This is a genomic window from Pseudomonas sp. HLT2-19-2, from assembly GCF_054898005.1.
The window spans coordinates 4637626-4659054 of the sequence record NZ_CM142712.1; the positions used below are offsets into that span (position 1 = coordinate 4637626).

Below are 21429 nucleotides of genomic sequence, written 5' to 3' on the forward strand. Positions count from 1 at the left end.
TAGACAAGAGGAGCTATTCATGAAAGCGCCCCGCGTGACCCTTGATCAATGGCGAACGTTGCAGGCCGTGGTCGACCACGGTGGTTTCGCCCAGGCCGCCGAAGCGCTGCACCGTTCGCAATCGTCGGTCAGCTACACCGTGGCGCGCATGCAGGATCAGCTTGGCGTGCCGCTGTTGCGTATCGACGGCCGCAAAGCCGTGCTGACCGAAGCCGGCGGGGTGCTGCTGCGTCGTTCCCGGCAACTGGTGAAACAGGCCAGTCAGCTGGAAGACCTGGCCCATCACATGGAACAAGGCTGGGAAGCGGAAGTGCGGCTGGTAGTCGACGCTGCGTACCCGAGCGCCCGCCTCGTCCGCGCCTTGACCGCGTTCATGCCGCAAAGCCGTGGCTGCCGGGTGCGTCTGCGCGAAGAAGTGTTGTCGGGCGTGGAAGAAGTCCTGCTCGAAGGCGTGGCCGACTTGGCCATCAGTGGTTTCAGCATCCCGGGTTACCTGGGCGCGGAATTGAGCGACGTCGAGTTCGTCGCGGTGGCCCATCCCGAACATCCGTTGCATCGCCTCAATCGCGAACTGAATTTCCAGGACCTGGAAAGCCAACTGCAAGTGGTCATCCGCGACTCCGGTCGCCAGCAGCCAAGGGACGTTGGCTGGCTCGGCGCGGAACAGCGCTGGACCGTCGGCAGCTTGGCCACCGCGGCGACTTTTGTCAGCAGTGGCCTGGGTTTCGCCTGGTTGCCTCGGCACATGATCGAACGAGAACTCAAGGAAGGTCTGCTCAAGCTGCTACCGTTGGACCAGGGTGGCAGCCGTAACCCGAGCTTCTACCTCTACTCGAACAAGGACAAACCCTTGGGTCCGGCCACGCAGATTCTCATCGAACTGCTGCGCACCTTCGACACCGCGCCGCTGGATACCCCTTTCGCCGCCCCTGAACAAGCCTGACACGGAGTGTAAACATGGCCTATTTCGAACACGAAGGTTGCAACCTGCACTATGAGGAATATGGTCACGGTGCGCCGTTGCTGCTGGTTCACGGACTGGGTTCCAGCACCCTGGACTGGGAAGAGCAGATCCCGGCGCTGTCGGCCCGCTACCGGGTGATCGTCCCGGATGTACGCGGCCACGGCCGCTCAGACAAGCCCCGCGAGCGTTACAGCATCGCCGGGTTCAGCGCCGACCTGATTGCCCTGATCGAACACCTGAACCTGGGCCCCACTCATTACGTGGGCTTGTCCATGGGCGGCATGATCGGTTTTCAACTGGCCGTGGATCAGCCGCAATTGCTCAAAAGCCTGTGCATCGTCAACAGCGCGCCCGAGGTCAAACTGCGCAGCCGCGACGACTATTGGCAGTGGTTCAAGCGCTGGAGCCTGATGCGCGTCCTCAGCCTGGGCGCTATCGGCAAGGCTCTGGGCGCCAAGCTGTTCCCTAAACCGGAACAGGCTGATTTGCGACAAAAGATGGCCGAGCGCTGGGCAAAAAACGACAAACATGCTTATCTCGCCAGCTTCGATGCGATCGTTGGCTGGGGGGTTCAGGAACGACTTTCGAAGGTCTCCTGTCCAACCCTTATCGTCAGCGCCGACCGTGACTACACACCGGTCTCGCTAAAAGAGACCTATATAAAACTGCTGCCCGATGCGCGGCTGGTGGTGATCGCCGATTCGCGCCACGCCACCCCGCTGGATCAACCCGATCACTTCAACCAAACCCTGCTCGAGTTTCTCACCGCAGTCGACACCACCTCACTCAGGATTACTGACCCATGCTGAAAAAAATCGCCCTCGTCGCTGGCTCCGTTCTGTTTGCCGCCAACCTGATGGCCGCAACGCCCACCAAGGCGCCGCACGTGCTGCTGGAGACCACTAATGGCCAGATCGAAATCGAACTGGACCCGGTCAAGGCCCCGATCAGTACCAAGAACTTCCTTGATTACGTCAACAGCGGCTTCTACAACAACACGATTTTCCACCGTGTGATTCCTGGCTTCATGGTCCAGGGCGGTGGTTTTACTAAAGAGATGACGCAAAAAGAAACCAAGGCACCGATCAAGAACGAGTCCAAAAACGGTCTGCATAACGTCCGTGGCACGCTGTCCATGGCCCGCACCTCTAGTCCTGATTCGGCCACTAGCCAGTTCTTCGTGAACGTCAAAGACAACGACTTCCTCGACAGCGGTGACGGCTATGCGGTCTTCGGTAAAGTCGTGAAAGGCATGGACGTGGTGGACGTCATCGTCAACTCGCAAACCACCACCCGTGGCGGCATGAAAGATGTGCCAGCCGACCCTGTGTTCATCAAGTCGGCCAAAGTCATCGACTAAGCTGCACAGCAAGTCATGAGCGGCTGCCGGAGCGCGCCGCTCACACTGTTCAAAGGAGAGCCCGTGCGCGGGCGGAGAACTGATGCTTTATCGCCGTTTTGAGAAACTGATCGACATTTTCCGCGATGCCCCGACGACCGCTCCGCCGGATCGGGTTCTGCCTTTCTATACCTATTACCTGAAGCAGGTCTGGCCGAGTTTCGCCGTCCTGCTGTTCGTCGGTCTGATCGGTGCGCTGATCGAAGTGGCGCTGTTCAGTTACCTGAGTCGCATCATCGACCTGACCCAAGGCACGCCTAACGTCGATTTCTTCAAGGAACACGGCATCGAGCTGGCCTGGATGGCGGTGGTAGCCCTGGTTTTTCGGCCGATTTTTGTTGGCCTGCATGACCTGCTGGTGCACCAGACCCTGAGCCCCAGCATGACCAGCCTGATCCGCTGGCAGAACCACAGTTATGTGCTCAAACAGAGCCTGAATTTCTTCCAGAACGACTTCGCCGGGCGCATCGCCCAGCGCATCATGCAGACCGGCAACTCGTTGCGCGATTCGGCCGTGCAAGCAGTGGACGCGCTGTGGCATGTGCTGATCTACGCGATCAGTTCGCTGGTGCTATTCGCCGAAGCCGACTGGCGCCTGATGATCCCGCTACTGACGTGGATCGCCGCTTATATCGGCGCCCTCTGCTACTTCGTACCACGGGTCAAAGAACGTTCGGTGGTGTCGTCCGACGCGCGTTCCAAACTCATGGGGCGGATCGTCGATGGCTACACCAACATCACCACCCTGAAGCTGTTCGCCCACACCAATTTCGAGCAGCAGTACGCCAAGGAAGCGATCGAAGAACAAACCGTAAAAGCCCAACTGGCTGGCCGCGTGGTCACCAGCATGGACGTGGTCATTACCAGCATGAACGGCTTGCTGATCGTCGGCACCACCGGCCTGGCCCTGTGGCTGTGGACCCAGTCGCTGATCACCGTAGGCGCCATTGCCTTGGCCACCGGTTTGGTCATCCGCATCGTCAACATGTCCGGTTGGATCATGTGGGTGGTCACCGGCATTTTCGAAAACATCGGCATGGTCCAGGACGGTTTGCAGACCATCTCTCAACCAGTCAGCGTCACCGATCGCGAACAGGCCAAACCGCTGTCGGTCACCCGTGGCGAAGTGCGTTTCGAGTACGTGGATTTCCACTATGGCAAGAAGAGCGGGATCATCGGCGACCTCAATCTGACCATCAAGCCCGGCGAGAAAATCGGCCTGATCGGTCCGTCCGGTGCCGGCAAGTCGACCCTGGTCAACCTGCTGCTGCGCCTCTATGACGTGGAGGGCGGAGCCATCCTCATCGATGGGCAGAACATTGCTGAAGTCGGCCAGGAAAGCCTGCGCGAGCGCATCGGCATGATCACCCAGGACACGTCCTTGCTGCATCGCTCGATCCGCGACAATTTGCTTTACGGCAAACCCGACGCCACCGACGCCGAACTCTGGGAAGCGGCACACAAAGCCCGAGCCGACGCGTTCATCCCGTTGTTGTCGGACGCCGAAGGCCGCACCGGTTTCGATGCCCACGTTGGTGAACGCGGCGTGAAACTCTCCGGCGGCCAGCGCCAGCGGATTGCGATTGCTCGCGTGCTGCTCAAGGACGCGCCGATCCTGATCATGGACGAGGCGACCTCTGCGCTGGACTCGGAGGTCGAAGCGGCGATCCAGGAAAGCCTCGAAACCCTGATGCAGGGCAAAACCGTGATCGCCATCGCCCACCGGCTCTCGACCATCGCCCGGATGGACCGACTGGTGGTGCTGGAAAACGGCAAGATCGCCGAAACCGGCAGCCACGCCGAACTGCTGGCCCATGGCGGGTTGTATGCGCGGTTGTGGCAGCATCAAACCGGTGGTTTTGTCGGGATCGATTGAACCTCCCGGCCGATCGTTCCCATTAGTCTTGCCGGTAAGGCAAGGCCGTCCTCGCTTCCTCGGCATACGCCAGAACGCCAACGCGTTCCTGCTGCAGGAAGTCTTTGACGGCGGCTTTCAGACCAGGATGACGCAAGTAGTGCCATGAATGAGTGATCACGGGTTCAAACCCGCGAATCAACTTGTGCTCGCCTTGGGCGCCGGCATCGAATCGCCGGAAACCATTGGCAATCGCGTAGTCCATGCCTTGATAGAAACAGGTCTCAAAGTGCAGGCGGTCGAACTCTGCCAGACACCCCCAGTAACGCCCGTAAAAACTGTCTCCGCCCACCAGACTGAAAGCCATCGCCACTGGGCGTGAACCTTGTTTGGCCAACACCACACGAATCGACTCCGGCATGCGCTCGGCCAACAGGCTGAAAAACTCCCGCGTCAGATAAGGCCTTTGCCGACGCACTGCGTAGGTGTTGGCGTAGCAGGCATACACAAAATCCCACTGCGCTTGATCGAGTTGCCTACCTTCGAGCCATTCGAAATCAATGCCCTGCCCCGCCACTTGCTCGCGCTCCTTGCGCATCTGCTTGCGTTTGCGCGAACTGAGGACGTCGAGGAAGTCTTGAAAATCCCGATACCCGCGATTCTGCCAGTGGTACTGACAGCCGATTCGCTGCAACCAGCCCGGCTGCTCGGCCAATGCTGCGTCGGTGAAAGGATCGGTGAAGTTGATGTGGGCACTGGAAAGTTGTTCGATCTCAAGGTAGCCGGGCAGGCTTTTCAACAGTTCGAATCCGTCCTCGAGAGTAGCTGCCAGCAAACGCGGGCCACTGACCGGACTGAACGGTACGGCAGTCAACAGTTTGGGGTAGTAATCGATACCGGCACGCTCACACGCGTCAGCCCAAGAATGATCGAACACGTACTCGCCGTAGGAATGCCATTTGCGGTAACTGGGCAGCGCGGCGATCAGACGATCGCCTTCGATGTGCAGCAAATGCTCGGGCTGCCATCCGGAATGGGGGCTAATGCTGGCGCTGTCTTCCAGCGCGCTCAGAAAAGCGTGACGCAAAAATGGCTGAGTATCGGGGATCAACGCATCCCACATGTGCGGGGCGATTTCCGACAGGCTTTGCAGACGATGCAACGGCATCACCATCCTCACTCTTCAATGGCGTGAAAGCACCGCGAGTATCGCTTATCGCTCTGCATTGCACACGAGCAATTCGACGACAGTGCTCTAGCTCGATAGTTCGAGACGACTTTATATCGTCATCGAGATGCCATCACATTGCCACCGCTCTGTCATAAACCATCGCGATACTGGCGCCTGTTTTTAGAGCGTCGGGTTCTAGCCCGGCCACTGTTTTCCGCCCGTCATCGGTCGGTTGTGTCCTGGATGGCTCAGTCATCCTCTCTTATCTTCGGAGATTGATATGCGTCTTGCTTCCACGAAAACTGCGGCAGCCCTGTGTGGCGGGCTGTTGCTGGCCATGAGCGTTCCGGCCAGCGCCGCAGTCGACGCCAAACTGCTCGACATGCTCAAGGCAAACGGCTCGATTTCGCCTGCGCAGTACACCGAACTGCAAGCCGAGCTGGCCAGGGATCAGAAAGACCAGCACATCGCCCGTCAGGCTCAGCGAGAGAGCAACGAGCAGATCGCGGCGACCGCGAAGAAAACCAATGAACTGAGCACCTTCGACCAGAAACTGGCGTGGGCTGCCAAGACCCAATTCAAGGGCGATGTTCGTTTCCGTCAGGAAACAGTCAAGAACGATGGTGTTTCCAACACTGGCGACCAGGACCGTCAACGCATTCGTGTGCGCCTGGGTGCCTACACCGAAATCAACCCGCAAGTCGACACCGGTATCCGGATCGCCACGGGCAGCGACAACGATTCGCGCTCCACCAACCAGAGCCTGGACAACAACTTCACCAAGAAGAATATCTGGCTGGACCAGGGCTACGTTGATTACCACCCGACGGCCATCAAGGACCTGCACTTGATCGGCGGCAAGATGGCGCAACCGTGGGTGAGCACCGGCGACATCATCTGGGATAGCGACATCAGCCCTGAAGGTCTGGCAGCAACCTACAAGCACGCGCTGGGCCCTGTCGAGATGTTCGGTAGCGCCGGTCACTACACGCTCAAGGACAACGTCGACGGCGACGGCAAGCAGTTCCGTCATGACCTGCGTCTGTACGCGGGCCAATTGGGCGCGCGTTTCGCGATCACCGACAACTTGAAAATGACTCTGGGCGGCAGTCTCTACGCTTACGACAACGACAACGACATCAACAATACGTGTGCCGCGGCAACATGCCGACTGGCCGTCAACGGCAACACTGCGAACGAACAGTTCAAACTGTACGAAGGCTTTGGTCAGCTTGACATCGGCGGCCTGCCAATGCCGCTGTCGCTTTACGGTCAAATCGTCACCAACGACGATGCCAGCAACGATCAGGACATGGGCTGGCTGGCGGGCGTCAAGACCAAGTTCTACGGCTTCGGAGTTGACTACAACTACCGCGACGTACAGCGTAACGCGGTGGTCGGCGCCTTCACCGACTCCGACTTCGCCAACGGTTTCACCGGTTCGCGCGGCAGCAAGCTGAAAGTGAGCTACGAAATCGACAAGAACTTCGCCCTCGGCGCGACGTACCTCATGGCTGACTCCGACTACACCAACGCCACCCTGCGGGATTCGAAAATCAACACCCTGCAACTGGATGCTGAAGCCAAGTTCTGATCCACGCTACACGGCTCGGGCAAGGAAGCCTGAGCTGCTTTACCAAACTCGCGTTGCTGTATCGGTCCCCATCATCCGTCCGATACAGCAACGCGAGTTTTTTTGTCTGCGCAAAAAAATCGTCCGAACTCGGACGATCTTTTTTTGACGAACTCAGCGTTTGCGCAGAATCACGCTACCAATCGAGTAACCGGCGCCGAACGAGCTGAGCACTGCCAGCGATCCGGCGGTCAAATCATCCTGATATTTGTGAAACGCAATCACGGAACCGGCGGAGCTGGTGTTGGCGTAGGTGTCGAGAATCACCGGAGCTTCTTCTTCAGTGGCTTCACGGCCCAGCAGTTTCTTGACGATCAGGTGGTTCATGCCGAGGTTGGCCTGATGCAGCCAGAAGCGTTTCACGTCGCTGATGTCGAGCGCGTTCTCTTCGAGGTGCGTACCGATCAGCTCGGCGACCATCGGGCAGACATCGCGGAATACCTTACGACCTTCCTGCACGAACAGTTTGTCCTTGGCACCGATGCCCTCTTCCGCAGCGCGGTTAAGGAAGCCGAAGTTATTGCGGATGTTGTTGGAGAACTTGGTCAGCAGCTTGGTGCTGACGACATCGAACTGGTGCTTGGACGTCGCCAGGTCGGCGCGTTCGATGACCACGGCAGTCGCGGCGTCGCCGAAGATGAAGTGGCTGTCGCGGTCGCGGAAGTTCAGGTGACCGGTGCAGACTTCCGGGTTGACCATCAGGATGGCCCGGGCCTGGCCCAGTTGCACGCTGTTGGCAGCGGCCTGAATGCCAAAGGTTGCCGAGGAGCAGGCGACGTTCATGTCGAAACCGAACCCCTGAATGCCCAAGGCTTCTTGAACTTCGATGGCGATGGCCGGATAGGCCCGCTGCAGGTTGGAGCAGGCGACGATCACGCCGTCGATGTCCGCGGCGGTCTTGCCGGCGCGCTGCAAGGCTTGCTCGGCGGCACCGATGGCCATTTGGCAAAGCACCGACCACTCGTCATTCGAGCGCTCCGGCAGGCATGGCGCCATGCGTTGCGGGTCGAGAATGCCGTCCTTGTCCATGACAAAGCGGCTTTTGATGCCAGACGCTTTTTCGATAAACGCCGCGCTGGACTCGGTCAACGCTTCGATTTCGCCGCGCGCGATGGCGTCGGCATTGTCGGCGTTGAATTGCGCGACGTAAGCATTGAAAGACTGCACCAGCTCTTCGTTCGAGATGCTGTTGGCCGGGGTGTACAAGCCGGTGCCGCTGATGACGACGTTATGCATGGTCGTTTCTCTAATCTGGTCAGGCAGAAAGTAGTGGCACCGACGTACCAATACACAAAGAGTCTATTCCCCTCACGGGAAGCAAACCTGGCATCGCTTTATTTCGATCCGCCCTGGCCTGTGAAGGCTCAAAACTGCGGGGCCGCGTTTATAGGCGCGAAGTTTGCCATAAACGCTGGGGTTTGGCCCCTTTTGCTGGATCAAACGCCTGCCGCCGGGGCTCCTCTAACTGTAGGAGCCAGGCTTGCCGGCGAAGGCGCCCTGAAGAACGCCTTCGCCGGCAAGCCTGGCTCCTACAAAAAAGCAGTCCGCTGCTACGGCTCGACTTGTGTCCATTGTTTGTTCAAACGCTTATCGGAAATTGGCACCTTGGTCCCCAATTGCTGGGCGAACAGCGAAACCCGGTATTCCTCAAGCCACCAGCGATAGAGTTCCAGTTGCGGATCGCGTTTGCCTTCCTGGGCGTGTTTTTTCGCGCGAGTCTGGTATTGCGTCCACAGGCCGGACAGTTCGCCGCTCCAGACTCGGTCCCTCTGAACCTGAGCGCCGATTTTCTCGAAGCGCTGTTCGACAGCTTTCAGATAGCGCGGCAGCTCCTTGAGCCACTGCATCGGGGTTTCCCGTACAAAACCCGGATACACCAAATGACTGAGTTGCTGCTTGATGTCGTTCAAGGCCACGGCTTGCGCCAGGTCGATCTTGCCCTTGAAGCGTTTTTGCAGGCCGTGCCAGAGCTTGAGAATCTCCAGCGTCAGCTTCGCCAACCGTTCGGCGTGCTCAGTCCAGCCGCCGCGCTTGCGTTCGGCCAGTGACGCCAACCCGGCGCCATCACGCGGCAACGGGTCTTCACCGTCGAGAATACAACTGTCGAGGCTGGCCAGAAGGATGTCTTCCACCAAGGCATCGATGCGCCCCAATTCGCGGTACATCAAACCCAGCTCGGTCATCCCCGGCAACTTGCCGCGCAGGAACTTCGCTGGCTCGGCCAGCTGCTGCATCAGTAGGCGCTGCAAGGCACGGCGATGCTGGAACTCGGCCTCGGCCGGGGTCGAGAAACGCCCTTCCTTGACCATGCCGCTTTCCTCCATTAGCGCCGGATAGACCGTCATCGACAACCCAGCGATCTTTTGCTGGGTTTTCTCGGCGACGGCGGCGAAGACTTTCGGCTCGACCGGATGCTGGTTTTTTGCGGTTTGCGGTACGGCGAGCGCGGCCTGACTGGCTTCGGCAAAGCGTGCAGTCAATTCCGCCAGATCACGTCCTTCACCGAGAAACTTGCCCTGGCCGTCGACGATTTCCAGGTTCATCCGTAAATGACTGTCGACCTGTTGCGACGCTTGCGCCCAGGCTTCATCGCTGACCCGCGCACCGGTCATGCGCAGCAGTTCACGGCCCAACGCCTGCGGCAACGAGCCCTCGGCGAAGGTCATGCGCTGCAACGCGGCTTTAACGAAGTCCGGCACCGGCACGAAGTTCTTGCGCAAGGCTTTGGGCAGGTTGCGCACCAGCGCGATGCACTTGGCCTCGATGACGCCCGGCACCAGCCATTCCAGACGCTCCGGTGGCAGCATCGGCAACAACGGCGCTGGCACACGCAGGGTCACGCCATCGCGCGGGTGATTCGGTTCGAAGTGGTAACTCAGCGCCAACTCCAGATCACCGATGTGCAAGGTGTCCGGGTAATGCAGGGCGGTGACTTCACTGGCCTCGCGAGCCAGTACGTCTTCTTCGCGCATGATCAGCAGTTGCGGGTCTTTCTGGCTGTTGACTCGGTACCAGCTGTCGAACGTGGCGGTCTGGTGAATCTCTGCCGGCAGTCGCGCGTCGTAGAAGGCGAACAGCGTTTCTTCGTCGGCCAGAATGTCGCGACGACGGGCCTTTGCCTCCAGTTCGTCGAGTTGCTCCAGCAGCTGCGCATTGGCCGTCAGGCACTTGGCCTTGGACTGAATCTCGCCGCGCACCAGGCCTTCGCGAATGAAAAACTCACGAGACACCACAGGGTCGATCGGCCCGTAATGCACCGGCCGGCGACCGACCACGATCAGTCCGAACAAGGTGATTTGCTCGAAGGCCACGACCTGACCGCGCTTCTTCTCCCAATGGGGTTCGAAGTGGTTTTTCTTGATCAGGTGCCCGGCCAACGGCTCGATCCAGTCGGCGTCGATCTTGGCGACCATCCGCGCGTAAAGCTTGGTGGTTTCCACCAGCTCGGCAGCCATCAGCCATTGCGGGCGCTTCTTACCGAGACCCGATGACGGGTGAATCCAGAAGCGCCGCTGACGGGCGCCAAGGTAGTCGCCGTCTTCGGTTTTCTGACCGATCTGGCTGAGCAGCCCCGAGAGCACGGCTTTGTGCAGTTTCGGGTAATCCGCCGGCTCTTTGTTGAGGCTCAACTGCATGTCGCGGCAGATCAGGCTCAACTGGCGGTGAGAGTCGCGCCATTCGCGCAGACGCAGGTAATTCAGGAAGTTCTTACGGCACCAATTACGCAGCGGACTGGCGGTCAGCGCCTGGCGCTGCTCTTCGAAACCACGCCACAGATTGACCAGCCCGGCGAAGTCCGAGTCCACGTCTTTCCACTGCGCGTGCGCCTGATCCGCCGCTTGCTGACGCTCCGGCGGACGTTCGCGCGGGTCTTGAATCGACATGGCACTGGCGACGATCAGCACTTCCTGCAAGCTGCCGAGTTTCGCCGCTTCCAGCAGCATGCGGCCCATGCGCGGGTCCACCGGCAACCGCGCCAACTGCCGACCCAGCGGGGTCAGCTGGCTGTTGCGGTCGACCGCCGAGAGTTCTTGCAGCAGGTTGAAACCGTCGCTGATGGCCTTGCCATCCGGCGGCTCGATAAACGGGAAATCGGTGATCTCGCCGAGGCGCAGATGCAGCATCTGCAAAATCACCGCTGCGAGGTTGGTCCGCAGAATTTCCGGGTCGGTAAACTCCGGGCGACCGATGAAATCTTCCTCGCCATACAGGCGGATGCAAATGCCCGGTTCGACCCGCCCGCAGCGACCTTTACGCTGGTTGGCGCTGGCCTGGGAAATCGCTTCGATGGGCAGACGCTGGACCTTGGCGCGGTAGCTGTAGCGGCTGATGCGCGCGGTGCCGCTGTCGATCACGTACCGAATGCCCGGCACCGTCAGCGAGGTTTCCGCGACGTTGGTCGCCAGGACCACGCGACGGCCTGGATGCGACTGGAAAATCCGCTGCTGTTCGGCCGGCGACAATCGTGCGTACAACGGCAGAATCTCAGTGTGCTTGAGCTGAGCCTTGCGCAGCATGTCCGCGGCGTCGCGAATTTCGCGCTCGCCGGGCAGGAACACCAGCACATCGCCGGGGCTCTTGCGCTCGCTGCGTTCGAACGCGGCGATTTCGTCGAGGGTGGCGAGAATGGCCTGATCCACCGTCAAGTCATCCTCGACGCGGTTGCCCTCTTCGTCCTGCTCCAGGGTCAGCGGGCGATACCAGGTGTCCACCGGGAAGGTGCGGCCGGAGACTTCGACAATCGGCGCATCGTCGAAGTGCTTGGAGAAGCGCTCCAGGTCGATGGTCGCCGAGGTGATGATGACTTTCAGGTCCGGACGACGCGGCAGCAGGGTTTTCAGGTAACCCAGCAGGAAATCGATATTCAGGCTGCGTTCGTGAGCTTCGTCGACGATGATCGTGTCGTAGCGTTCGAGGTAGCGGTCGTTCTGGGTTTCCGCCAGCAGGATGCCGTCGGTCATCAGTTTGATCAGGGTGTTGGAATCGCTCTGGTCCTCGAACCGCACCTGATAACCGACCAGCGCGCCCAACGGCGTCGCCAGTTCTTCGGCAACCCGGCTCGCGACGCTGCGGGCGGCGATTCGACGGGGCTGGGTGTGGCCGATCAGACCATGCTGACCGCGACCGATTTCCAGGCAGATCTTCGGCAACTGGGTGGTTTTACCCGAACCGGTTTCACCGGCAATGATCAGCACCTGATGCTTGAGCAGCGCTTCTTTGATTTCGTCGCGTTTGGCGGCGATCGGCAGGCTGTCGTCGTATCGAATCACCGGCAGGCTGGCACGCCGCGCCAACACCTGATCACAGGATGCCTGCATGCGCGTCACCCACTGGGCCAGCTTGGCCTCATTAGGTTTATCGCGCAGTTCAAGCAACTGCCGCCGCAGCCGGTGGCGGTCGGCGAGCATGGCGTGATCGAGGTTTTTCAGCAGCTTGTCGATTGAAGGCGATTCGTCAGTCATCAGGTACGCAATAAGTTGTCTGGTGGCGCAGGGGGCGGATTGTCGCAGATTTAAAGAACGAATGAGATCCTTGTAGCAGCTGTCGAGCCCCAGCGAGGCTGCGTTCGGGGCTCGACAGCTGCTACGAAGTCGTGCAATTGCGACTATTCGTTGTCCAGGCCTTTACGCCGATACGGAAACACATCAATCACCTTCCCCGCCCGAATCGCCTCCTGCAGGCTCTTCCAGTAATCAGCGTTGTACAACTCACCATGCAACTGATCAAACAACTTGCGCTGCCCCGAATCGGCAAACAGGAACGGCGGAAACTCCTCAGGAAACACATCCAGCGGCCCAATCGAATACCACGGCTCGGACGCCATCTCATCTTCCGGCGTACGCGGTAGCGGGATGTGACGGAAGTTGGCTTCAGTCAGGAAGCAGATCTCGTCATAGTCATAAAACACCACCCGCCCATGACGAGTGACGCCAAAGTTCTTCAGCAGCATGTCGCCGGGAAAGATGTTTGCTGCCGCCAGTTGCTTGATCGCCAGACCGTAATCTTCCAGCGCCTCGCGGACCTGAGCGTCGTTGGCGTTCTCCAGATAAAGGTTCAACGGCGTCATCCGCCGTTCGGTCCAGCAGTGGCGGATCAGCACGGTGTCGTCCTCGACCGACACCGTGGACGCGGCCACCTCAAGCAGCTCTTCCAGGCACGCCGGGTCGAATTTGCTCAATGGGAAACGGAAGTCGGCAAATTCCTGGGTGTCGGCCAGGCGCCCGACCCGGTCGACGCTCTTCACCAAACGGTACTTCTCGATCACTGTGGCGCGGTCGACGTTCTTCGACGGCGAGAAGCGGTCCTTGATGATTTTGAATACGGTGTTAAAACCCGGCAGCGTAAACACGCTCATCACCATGCCACGCACGCCCGGGGCCATGATGAACTGGTCGTCGGTGTTGGCCAGGTGATTGATCAGCGCCCGGTAGAATTCGGACTTGCCGTGCTTATAGAAACCGATCGAGGTGTACAGCTCGGCAATGTGCTTGCCCGGCAGGATGCGTTTGAGGAAACCGATGAACTCCGCCGGTACCGGCACGTCGACCATGAAATACGAACGGGTGAACGAGAAGATGATCGACACGTCCGCTTCATCGGTGATCAGCGCATCGATCTGAATCCCTCGGCCTTCGCGGTGCAGCAGCGGAATCACCAGCGGCCATTGTTCGTCCTGGGTGTAGATGCGCCCCACCAGGTACGCGCCCTTGTTGCGGTAAAGCACCGAGGAAAACAGTTCGACGCTCAACTCCGGGTCCTTGCAGACCCAGTCCGGCAGGTTCTCGCGCAATTGCCCTTCAAGACGACTCAGGTCGCCCGCCAGGTTGGCGTAATCTTCGCTGAAGCGGTAGTCGACAAAAATGCTCGCCAACATGCCGGACAACTGGCCCTGAGGCTTGTACATGCGGGTTTGTGCGGCGCGGGCCCGGCGCAGGCTCGGCCGGGTGGTGTGGATGAACATGCAGCCGTCGCTGATCAGGTCGTGGCTGAATAGCCCGCAGAAGATCGAGTTGTACCAGGTCTCGGACAGTTCATCGTCGAAGCGCAGGTCGATCAAGGTGATGTAAGCGCTTTTGACCAGCGGCCAGCAACTGACATCCAGTGTGTCGGCATCGAAAGCGATGCGCAGCCGTTCCACTGTTTCGCCGACTTTTTCTTCGTACAGATTGATCCGCGCCGCCGACGCCGATTGCGTCTCCTGCCACTTGGCCTGCTCGAAGCGGGCTCGGGCGCCGTCGGTGATCTGGCGGAAATGCTCGCGATAATCGTCAAAGCCATCGAGGATCATTCGGGCGATGTCGGCGGCTGGCCATTGCTGCGGCATAGGTAAAACCTCGGCGGCTGAATCTTATCGTTAGGGCCTGAGCTTAGTGGCCCTTTGTTGCGCAACGCAACCATTGCCTTGCGTCCTGACTGGCGCGACACTTGCGCGCCAATCAAGGAAGGAATGTGCTGTGAACCCCGTCGATACTCTGCGTTTGCTGTCGCTTGCCGCCATTTGGGGCGCGAGTTTTCTGTTCATGCGCATCATCGCCCCGGTGATTGGCACAATCCCCACTGCGTTTTTCCGCGTATCGATTGCCGCTGTCGGCCTGTTGGTGATCCTTGGGCTGATGCGCATCAGCTGGGATTTCAAAGGCAAGCTCAAAACCGTGATGCTGCTCGGGGTGATCAACTCAGGGATTCCGGCGACCCTGTATTCGGTCGCCGCGCAAGTGCTGCCGGCCGGTTACTCGGCCATCTTCAACGCCACCACGCCGCTGATGGGTGTGCTGATCGGCGGTCTGTTCTTTCATGAAAGGCTCACCGCCGCCAAGCTTGGCGGGGTGTTTCTCGGGCTGTTTGGCGTTGGAGTCCTGACGCGTGCGGGTCCGGTGGCGTTCGACATGGAACTGCTGACGGGCGCCCTCGCCTGCCTGCTCGCCACGACCTGCTACGGTTTCGCCGGATTCCTCGCGCGTCGTTGGCTTGATCAGGCCGGTGGTCTCGACAGTCGTCTCTCAGCCTTGGGCAGCATGCTCGGCGCGACGTTGTTTTTGCTGCCGCTGTTCGGCTACAGCGTGATCAGCCAGCCACCGGCGAGCTGGGGCGGCTGGAATGTCTGGTTGTCGTTGCTCGGGTTGGGGCTAGTGTGCACCGCGTTTGCGTACATTATTTACTTCCGTTTGCTCAGCTCGGTTGGCCCGGTAAAGTCGATGACCGTGACCTTCATGATCCCTCCGTTCGGAGTGTTGTGGGGGGCGTTGTTGCTGGATGAGCCGTTGTCGATGGCGCACATTTATGGCGGGGTGTTGATCGCGGCGGCGTTGTGGTTGGTGTTGAAGCCGGCGGTGGTGAAGAAGGGTGAAGTGGTTGCCCGGTAATATGTGCCGTTATTGAAATTGCCATCGCGAGCAGGCTCGCTCCCACAGGGATCGCATATAACCTGGGGGAGCGAGCCTGCCTCGCGATATAGGTAGTCGGCTCAGTTCAGGCTGATTGACGGAAAACGAACACCAGACCGACGATGATCAGCAACATGCCGAGCATGCTCAATGCCGCCAGTCGATTACCAAAAATCAGATAGTCCATGACCGCCGTCACCGCTGGCACCAGGTAAAACAGACTGGTGACATTGACCAGGTTGCCCCGGGCGATCAAGCGATACAGCAGCAAGGTCGCCAGCACCGACACGACCAATCCCATCCACAACACCGGCACGATGAAACCGGCGCCGTGTTCGAAATGAAAGGGTTGGAAAGGCACGAAGATCCCGCAGAGCAACAGTCCCGCCAGGTATTGCACTGGCAGTGTGCCGAGGGGATTTTCGGTGATGCGCTTCTGCATGATCGAACCGAACGTCATGCTCGCCAGCGCCAGCAAACCGAAGAGCATGCCGGCCAACGACATGCCGGCCAGACCGATGCCCTGATAGACCACCATGATCAACCCCGCCAGCCCCAGTGCCAGGCCGAACATCCGGCTCCAGGAACGCTGCCGCTCCATCAACACCACAGTGAGAATCGGCTGCACGCCCATGATCGTCGCCATCACCCCCGGCGTGACTTTCAGGTCCAGGGCCAGCAGATAGAAAATCTGATAAGCCCCCAGCAACACCACGCCCGTGGCCATCGCATACACCATCGGCTTGCCGCCCTTGGGCAGTTTGAGCTTGAGCAACGGCACCAGTAGCACCAGACCGCACAGCGCGATGGCGAAACGAAACAGCAAAAAGGCAAAAGGTGCCGCGTGGGCCAGGCCCCATTTGGAGAAGATCGCCCCGCTGCTCCACAGCAGAACGAACAGGCTCGTGGACGCCGCCGCGAGCGCGGATTTTTTCGAAAGGACAAACATGAATACCACCTGTAGTCAGGCAAAAAGCCAACTCAGCCGAAGCTGAAATTCAGTAGTTTTTTCAAGCGGACGCTTTTTCAGACGGGCATGGGAACAGCAGAAAAAAGCTGATCAGCCCGAAAAGCCAACGCCTGGCGGTGATACGACTGCGCACACCGGCGTGCTACTGACAGGTGGGGGGTAATGACTGATCTGCGCAGGCTGCTGATTCCCGCACGGCACGACGCCAGCGTTGACCGCTGAATCGACTACCGCGTTGATGAGGGAGGCTGGCATGGGCTGATCTTTTTTGATGGGTAGAAAGGTGGGTTAGTAAACCACCGAGCACCGACTATAACCAGCGACTGACAAGGATTGCAATGACTTGGACAAAGGGCCAGTAAAGACAGGAAAAGAACTGCTGCTTACTCTGGGAGAAGTGGAATCGTCCGCTGCGGGAGACATGGAATGCAAGAGTTCAAATGCCAAGGGAACGGACGCATCTTCGGTATCAGTTGTATAGGTCGAGAGCCAGGAAGCTTGCAACCGTCAGCACTGCCGCGCTGCAAGAGGAAAAGGAACAGTTCGGCCCTACCGTTCTCGATTTATCGAAGGTGCGATTTGAACCGATCGACGCACAGGCATTGGATGCTTGCGAGCGCTGGGATGATCCACATTTTTCATGGAATGAAGTTGTTGGATGGAAAGCGAAGGAACCTTTGGCGCTGGATCTATCCATCTGGTTCGATGAACTACTGTGCGGACTTTGCTTCGCAAATCCAAACAAAAGTCGGCAACGAATTCGCATCGTTCGACTGGAGGGACGGCCAGGAAAGGTCCATCCTTTGAAAAAACGTATCGCTCCATTGTCCCTATTGGTCATTGAGCAGTACGCCACAATTATCGGCAGTGGAGTCATCGAAGTTCAGGAGCCGCTGAAAGGTGCAATTCCAACCTATCAACAACTTGGCTTTTATTACGATGCTGAACGCCGACTTGTCAAAGCAGTGGAAAGCCTAGTATCGTGAAAAAACTGCTCAATTAATGATCAATAGCGGAGGGACAATGGGTAAATCAATTAAGAAATCCCCTACAAAAAAACGCTCATCCGCACTGGAAAGAAAACAGATTGCTCTAGTGCTCACAGCCAGTCAGCGACGCATTCTACAAATTATTGCGACGGGCATCGAAGGCGAAGAACCTAACGTGCTCGCCGGGCGCCGATGAAATTGACGGGCAAAAAAAACCGCTCAATGGAGCGGTTGTTTTTTCCAAGACTGGAATTACCCAAACAACCAATACCCCAACAACGTCAATACCACTACCGCCAACACCGGTCGCAGCACACGGTAGGCCTTGGGATTACGACGCTTCCACTGTTTGATCACACCGCTGAACCTATCACTGGAGTTCTTGCTCCAGGCGTAAACCTGGTTAACACCGCCAACACGTTCGTCATCGAGGTTCTGCGGCGCAGTGGCGCGGCCCAGGAATCCGCTGATCCAGCGATTGATGCGGGTCATGAGGCGGTTACTCAGCGGTCGTTCAATGTCGCAGAACAGGATGACCCGAGTCTTGTCGGTTTCGTTCTTGACCCAATGCACGTAGGTTTCGTCGAACATCACGTCTTCGCCATCACGCCAGGCGTAGACCTGACCGTCGACGAAGATCCGGCAATCGTCGGAATTCGGTGTCGACAACCCCAGGTGATAACGCAGGGAACCGGCAAACGGATCACGGTGCGGGTTGAGGTGACTGCCACCGGGCAATAACGCGAACATGGCGCCTTTGACGTTGGGAATGCTGCTGACCAGTGCCACGGTTTTCGGGCACAGGGCTTGCGCCGATGGCAGTGGTTTGTCGTACCACTTGAGGTAGAAGCGCTTCCAGCCTTTCTTGAAAAACGAGCCAAATCCGGCGTCGTTGTTCCTTTCGGCGGCGCGGATGTAACCCTCGTCGATCAGTTCCATCGCTTCGTCGCGGATGACTTCCCAGTTGTCCTTGAGCACGTCCAGCTCCGGGAACTTGCTGCGGTCCAGATAGGGTTTGGATGGCACGCTGGAGAACAGGTACATCAAGGCGTTATAGGGCGCGAACAAAGCCGAATGGTTGACGAACTGACGCAGGACCGGCAAACGCGCCTTCCCGCGTAAATGCACATAGAGAGTGCTGCCGAGGAACAGCAGCAACAGCGACGCCTTCGCGGCAAGGGAAACGGTCATCAACAACTCCTTGATAGTAGACAACTCTGCTCAACGCCATTTACCCGACGTGGCAGCCGGCCATGATCAACATTACCGGCCTCGGGAACAACCCGACTCTCTCAACATTCAGTTTTAAGGATCACGCAATAAAGCACTTCTTAACATAAGGTGCCTGAACAGGGGCTGACCTGAATCCCCCCCTACACAAGATCAAAAACAAGATCAAAAGATCGCAGCCTGCGGCAGCTCCTATTGCTGATTCTCCTGTTCGGTAAACAGATCACTGAACAGCATGCTCGACAGGTAGCGCTCGCCGGAGTCCGGCAAGATCACCACGATGGTCTTGCCCTGCATTTCCGGGGTTTCCGCCAGACGGACAGCCACAGCCATGGCGGCGCCACAGGAAATGCCGCTCAAAATCCCTTCTTCCTGCATCAAGCGCAGGGCCATGGCCTTGGATTCGTCATCGCTGACCAATTCCACCCGATCGACCATCGACAGATCAAGATTCTTCGGCACAAAACCGGCACCAATACCCTGGATCTTGTGAGGGCTGGGCTTGATCTCTTCACCGGCCATTGCTTGAGTGATGACCGGCGACACCGCTGGCTCCACCGCCACCGAGATGATCGGTTTGCCCTGGGTATTCTTGATATACCGCGAAACCCCGGTGATGGTTCCACCCGTTCCCACGCCTGCCACCAATACGTCGACTGCACCGTCGGTGTCGTTCCAGATCTCCGGACCCGTCGTTTTTTCGTGGATGGCCGGGTTGGCCGGGTTGTCGAACTGTGCGGGCATGAAGTACTTGGACGGGTCACTGGCGAAGATTTCAGTCGCTTTCTCAATCGCTCCTTTCATGCCCTTGGCCGGTTCGGTCAGCACCAGTTCGGCCCCCAGTGCCTTAAGCACTTTGCGTCGCTCGATACTCATGGATGCCGGCATGGTCAGCATCAGCTTGTATCCGCGAGCCGCAGCAACGAACGCGAGGCCAATACCGGTATTGCCCGAGGTCGGTTCGACGATGGTCATGCCAGGCTTTAATTTGCCGGTGCTTTCGGCGTCCCAGATCATGTTCGCACCGATCCGGCACTTGACCGAGTAACCGGGGTTACGCCCTTCGATCTTGGCCAGGATGGTCACCCCTCGCGGGGCGATACGGTTGATCTGCACCAGCGGCGTATTGCCGATGGAGTGGGCGTTGTCAGCGTAGATACGGCTCATGGCTGGGTCCTTGTACAGCGTTAAATAAGCTCTCCAAGGTATGCCTGTTGCCCGTGGTCGTCCAGTCAGTCGAACGTCCTGTAACCGCCGCAGTCAATGGTTTTACACCGCCAGAGATTTGCCATCATGAGACGCAGATATAGTTGGCTGCTGTGGACCCTCGCCGGCCTCGTTGTGCTGCTGGTTGCCCTGCACATCGCCCTGCCCTACATAGTGCGCGACTACCTGAATGACAAACTGGCGGACATGGGCGACTACCGTGGCCAGATCGCCGATGTGGACTTGGCCCTGTGGCGCGGCGCCTACAAAATCAACGGGCTGAAAATCGTCAAGGTCGACGGCAAGGTCCCGGTGCCTTTCGTCAACGCGCCGCTGATCGACCTTTCCGTCAGTTGGCACTCGCTCTGGTCCGACCACGCCGTCGTGGCCGAGGTGCAGTTCTTCAACCCCGAGGTAAACTTCGTCGACGGCGGCGCCAACAAGAAAAACTCTCAAACCGGTCAGGGCACCGACTGGCGTGCGCAGTTGAGCAAACTGGCGCCGATCACCTTGAACGAAGTGCGGATCAACGATGGCAAGATCACTTTTCGCAATTTCAATTCCAAGCCCCCCGTGAACATGAACGCCACTCAGGTCAACGCCAGCTTTTACAACCTGACCAACGTGGTCGACACCAAAGGCAAACGCGACGCTCGCTTCGAAGGCAAGGCGCTGCTGCTAGGGCACGCGCCACTGGAAACCACCGCCACCTTCGACCCTTTGAGCAATTTCGAAGACTTCGAATTCCGTCTGCGAGCCAGGAACATCGAACTCAAACGCATGAACGACTTCGCCTCGGCCTACGGCAAATTCGACTTCAATGCAGGTCACGGTGATGTAGTCATTGAAGCGCAGGCTAAAAAAGCTCAATTAACGGGTTACATCAAACCGCTGCTGAAGGATGTTGACGTGTTCAATTGGCAGCAGGACGTAGAGAACAAGGACAAAGGGCTGTTCCGCTCCATCTGGGAGGCCATCGTTGGTGGCTCCGAAACCGTACTGAAAAACCAGGGCAAGAACCAATTTGCAACTCGCGTCAAACTGAGTGGCAATGTACATCGACAAGATATCAGCGCGTTTCAGGCGTTTTTGCAGATTTTACGCAATGGCTTCATTCAGGCGTTCAATGCCCGGTATGAACGGCCGAAGCCGGATGCCGATTAAGACTTGCGTGTGATGGTATAGCGACCGGTTTCTTCAGCCGCCCGCGCCGGGTTCGATTGCTGTTGTAAGAAGTCCCAACCCAGGCAGGCTAGAGCCAATGACCGGGGTACCGCTTCACGACCGCTGCTGTAACGAGTGATGCTACGGGCACTGACTCCCAGCGCTTCGGCCGCCTGATTCAACGGCAACCCAGTTCGAGCGCGCCAGTCGATGAAGATCCGGGTGTTTTCGTCCGATGCGTTTTGCGCGAGCGCATCAAGATACAAAGTGTCGGCGCCGATCTGGATGTCCAGCCCAGGCCACTCGACGCTCCAGCCATCATCGCCCAAGGTTGCACCTTCGAAAGCGCCAGCCGTCAACAATGGCTGCAGTCCTGGTCAATACTGGCTAGCAGCCGAGACTGAGTCAAGATGTGACGCCCCATTCAGAGACTGAATAAGCCGTCTGCGTTCACAGTCGACCGG

16 protein-coding genes and 1 pseudogene are annotated in these 21429 nt (G+C 58.5%); 9 read left to right on the top strand and 8 right to left on the bottom strand.

Annotated elements, in window-relative coordinates:
* Positions 1–19 precede the first annotated feature (19 nt).
* From ACYZTU_RS21545 to ACYZTU_RS21560, 4 genes are all read left to right on the top strand, one after another.
* On the top strand, positions 20–943 hold the full coding sequence (locus tag ACYZTU_RS21545) for a LysR family transcriptional regulator (RefSeq protein ID WP_461965367.1): 924 nt from the start codon (positions 20–22) through the stop codon (positions 941–943).
* A 14-nt stretch (positions 944–957) separates the two neighbouring features.
* On the top strand, positions 958–1773 hold the full coding sequence (locus ACYZTU_RS21550) for an alpha/beta fold hydrolase (protein WP_461965369.1): 816 nt from the start codon (positions 958–960) through the stop codon (positions 1771–1773).
* The gene (locus ACYZTU_RS21555) at positions 1767–2324 is read left to right on the top strand and encodes a peptidylprolyl isomerase (protein ID WP_461965371.1); all 558 of its coding nucleotides are present in this window, start codon (positions 1767–1769) and stop codon (positions 2322–2324) included. The genes ACYZTU_RS21550 and ACYZTU_RS21555 overlap by 7 nt, the downstream gene beginning before the upstream one ends.
* A gap of 82 nt (positions 2325–2406) precedes the next feature.
* Entirely contained in the window at positions 2407–4239 is a 1833-nt protein-coding gene (locus ACYZTU_RS21560) for an ABC transporter ATP-binding protein (protein ID WP_461965373.1), read from the top strand.
* 22 nt (positions 4240–4261) lie between these two features.
* On the opposite strand, the gene ACYZTU_RS21565 is transcribed toward ACYZTU_RS21560, so the two are convergent.
* Complete coding sequence (locus ACYZTU_RS21565; protein ID WP_461965375.1) at positions 4262–5386, bottom strand: GNAT family N-acetyltransferase; 1125 nt, start codon at positions 5384–5386, stop codon at positions 4262–4264.
* A gap of 283 nt (positions 5387–5669) precedes the next feature.
* On the opposite strand from ACYZTU_RS21565, the gene ACYZTU_RS21570 reads away from it, so the two are divergent.
* Positions 5670–6983 carry a putative porin gene (locus ACYZTU_RS21570; RefSeq protein ID WP_461965377.1) on the top strand — a complete coding sequence of 438 codons (1314 nt, stop codon included), beginning with the start codon at positions 5670–5672 and terminating at the stop codon, positions 6981–6983.
* A gap of 153 nt (positions 6984–7136) precedes the next feature.
* Here the strand turns inward: ACYZTU_RS21570 and ACYZTU_RS21575 are convergent, their stop codons facing one another.
* From ACYZTU_RS21575 to aceK, 3 genes are all read right to left on the bottom strand, one after another.
* The gene (locus ACYZTU_RS21575; protein ID WP_461965379.1) at positions 7137–8258 is read right to left on the bottom strand and encodes a beta-ketoacyl-ACP synthase III; all 1122 of its coding nucleotides are present in this window, start codon (positions 8256–8258) and stop codon (positions 7137–7139) included.
* A gap of 314 nt (positions 8259–8572) precedes the next feature.
* Complete coding sequence (gene hrpA, locus ACYZTU_RS21580; protein ID WP_461965381.1) at positions 8573–12484, bottom strand: ATP-dependent RNA helicase HrpA; 3912 nt, start codon at positions 12482–12484, stop codon at positions 8573–8575.
* Positions 12485–12627: 143 nt separating this feature from the next.
* Positions 12628–14346, bottom strand: a complete 1719-nt coding sequence (gene aceK, locus ACYZTU_RS21585) for a bifunctional isocitrate dehydrogenase kinase/phosphatase (RefSeq protein ID WP_461965383.1) — start codon at positions 14344–14346, stop codon at positions 12628–12630.
* 130 nt (positions 14347–14476) lie between these two features.
* On the opposite strand from aceK, the gene ACYZTU_RS21590 reads away from it, so the two are divergent.
* Positions 14477–15385 (top strand): DMT family transporter, encoded by a 909-nt coding sequence (locus ACYZTU_RS21590; RefSeq protein ID WP_461965385.1) that lies wholly within the window; start codon positions 14477–14479, stop codon positions 15383–15385.
* 106 nt (positions 15386–15491) lie between these two features.
* On the opposite strand, the gene ACYZTU_RS21595 is transcribed toward ACYZTU_RS21590, so the two are convergent.
* Positions 15492–16355 (bottom strand): DMT family transporter, encoded by an 864-nt coding sequence (locus tag ACYZTU_RS21595; protein ID WP_461965387.1) that lies wholly within the window; start codon positions 16353–16355, stop codon positions 15492–15494.
* A gap of 461 nt (positions 16356–16816) precedes the next feature.
* Between ACYZTU_RS21595 and ACYZTU_RS21600 the strand changes: the two genes are divergently transcribed.
* Together ACYZTU_RS21600 and ACYZTU_RS21605 are read left to right on the top strand one after the other, a co-directional pair.
* A complete protein-coding gene (locus ACYZTU_RS21600) occupies positions 16817–17362 on the top strand; it encodes a hypothetical protein (RefSeq protein WP_461965389.1) in 546 nt (181 codons plus the stop codon).
* A gap of 37 nt (positions 17363–17399) precedes the next feature.
* The gene (locus tag ACYZTU_RS21605; RefSeq protein WP_461965391.1) at positions 17400–17561 is read left to right on the top strand and encodes a hypothetical protein; all 162 of its coding nucleotides are present in this window, start codon (positions 17400–17402) and stop codon (positions 17559–17561) included.
* 56 nt (positions 17562–17617) lie between these two features.
* Here ACYZTU_RS21605 and ACYZTU_RS21610 read toward each other — a convergent pair whose 3' ends face one another.
* Positions 17618–18556: an aspartyl/asparaginyl beta-hydroxylase domain-containing protein gene (locus ACYZTU_RS21610; protein WP_461965393.1), complete on the bottom strand. Its 939-nt coding sequence runs from the start codon at positions 18554–18556 to the stop codon at positions 17618–17620.
* A gap of 231 nt (positions 18557–18787) precedes the next feature.
* Positions 18788–19762: a cysteine synthase A gene (gene cysK, locus ACYZTU_RS21615; RefSeq protein ID WP_461965395.1), complete on the bottom strand. Its 975-nt coding sequence runs from the start codon at positions 19760–19762 to the stop codon at positions 18788–18790.
* A gap of 96 nt (positions 19763–19858) precedes the next feature.
* Here cysK and ACYZTU_RS21620 point away from each other — a divergent pair, with 96 nt between their 5' ends.
* A complete protein-coding gene (locus ACYZTU_RS21620) occupies positions 19859–20965 on the top strand; it encodes a DUF748 domain-containing protein (protein WP_461965397.1) in 1107 nt (368 codons plus the stop codon).
* Here the strand turns inward: ACYZTU_RS21620 and ACYZTU_RS21625 are convergent.
* Positions 20962–21342 (bottom strand): annotated as a pseudogene (locus tag ACYZTU_RS21625) (helix-turn-helix domain-containing protein); the annotation flags it as partial. The gene ACYZTU_RS21620 and the pseudogene ACYZTU_RS21625 overlap by 4 nt on opposite strands.
* Positions 21343–21429 lie beyond the last annotated feature (87 nt).

Coding starts and splice junctions, on each gene's coding strand:
- ACYZTU_RS21555 (WP_461965371.1), top strand. CDS start 1,767: ATGCTGAAAAAAATCGCCCTCGTCGCTGGCTCCGTTCTGTTTGCCGCC.
- ACYZTU_RS21560 (WP_461965373.1), top strand. CDS start 2,407: ATGCTTTATCGCCGTTTTGAGAAACTGATCGACATTTTCCGCGATGCC.
- hrpA (WP_461965381.1), bottom strand. CDS start 12,484: ATGACTGACGAATCGCCTTCAATCGACAAGCTGCTGAAAAACCTCGAT.
- cysK (WP_461965395.1), bottom strand. CDS start 19,762: ATGAGCCGTATCTACGCTGACAACGCCCACTCCATCGGCAATACGCCG.
- ACYZTU_RS21610 (WP_461965393.1), bottom strand. CDS start 18,556: ATGACCGTTTCCCTTGCCGCGAAGGCGTCGCTGTTGCTGCTGTTCCTC.
- ACYZTU_RS21550 (WP_461965369.1), top strand. CDS start 958: ATGGCCTATTTCGAACACGAAGGTTGCAACCTGCACTATGAGGAATAT.
- ACYZTU_RS21595 (WP_461965387.1), bottom strand. CDS start 16,355: ATGTTTGTCCTTTCGAAAAAATCCGCGCTCGCGGCGGCGTCCACGAGC.
- aceK (WP_461965383.1), bottom strand. CDS start 14,346: ATGCCGCAGCAATGGCCAGCCGCCGACATCGCCCGAATGATCCTCGAT.
- ACYZTU_RS21620 (WP_461965397.1), top strand. CDS start 19,859: ATGGTTTTACACCGCCAGAGATTTGCCATCATGAGACGCAGATATAGT.
- ACYZTU_RS21575 (WP_461965379.1), bottom strand. CDS start 8,258: ATGCATAACGTCGTCATCAGCGGCACCGGCTTGTACACCCCGGCCAAC.
- ACYZTU_RS21600 (WP_461965389.1), top strand. CDS start 16,817: ATGCCAAGGGAACGGACGCATCTTCGGTATCAGTTGTATAGGTCGAGA.
- ACYZTU_RS21545 (WP_461965367.1), top strand. CDS start 20: ATGAAAGCGCCCCGCGTGACCCTTGATCAATGGCGAACGTTGCAGGCC.
- ACYZTU_RS21570 (WP_461965377.1), top strand. CDS start 5,670: ATGCGTCTTGCTTCCACGAAAACTGCGGCAGCCCTGTGTGGCGGGCTG.
- ACYZTU_RS21565 (WP_461965375.1), bottom strand. CDS start 5,386: ATGCCGTTGCATCGTCTGCAAAGCCTGTCGGAAATCGCCCCGCACATG.
- ACYZTU_RS21605 (WP_461965391.1), top strand. CDS start 17,400: ATGGGTAAATCAATTAAGAAATCCCCTACAAAAAAACGCTCATCCGCA.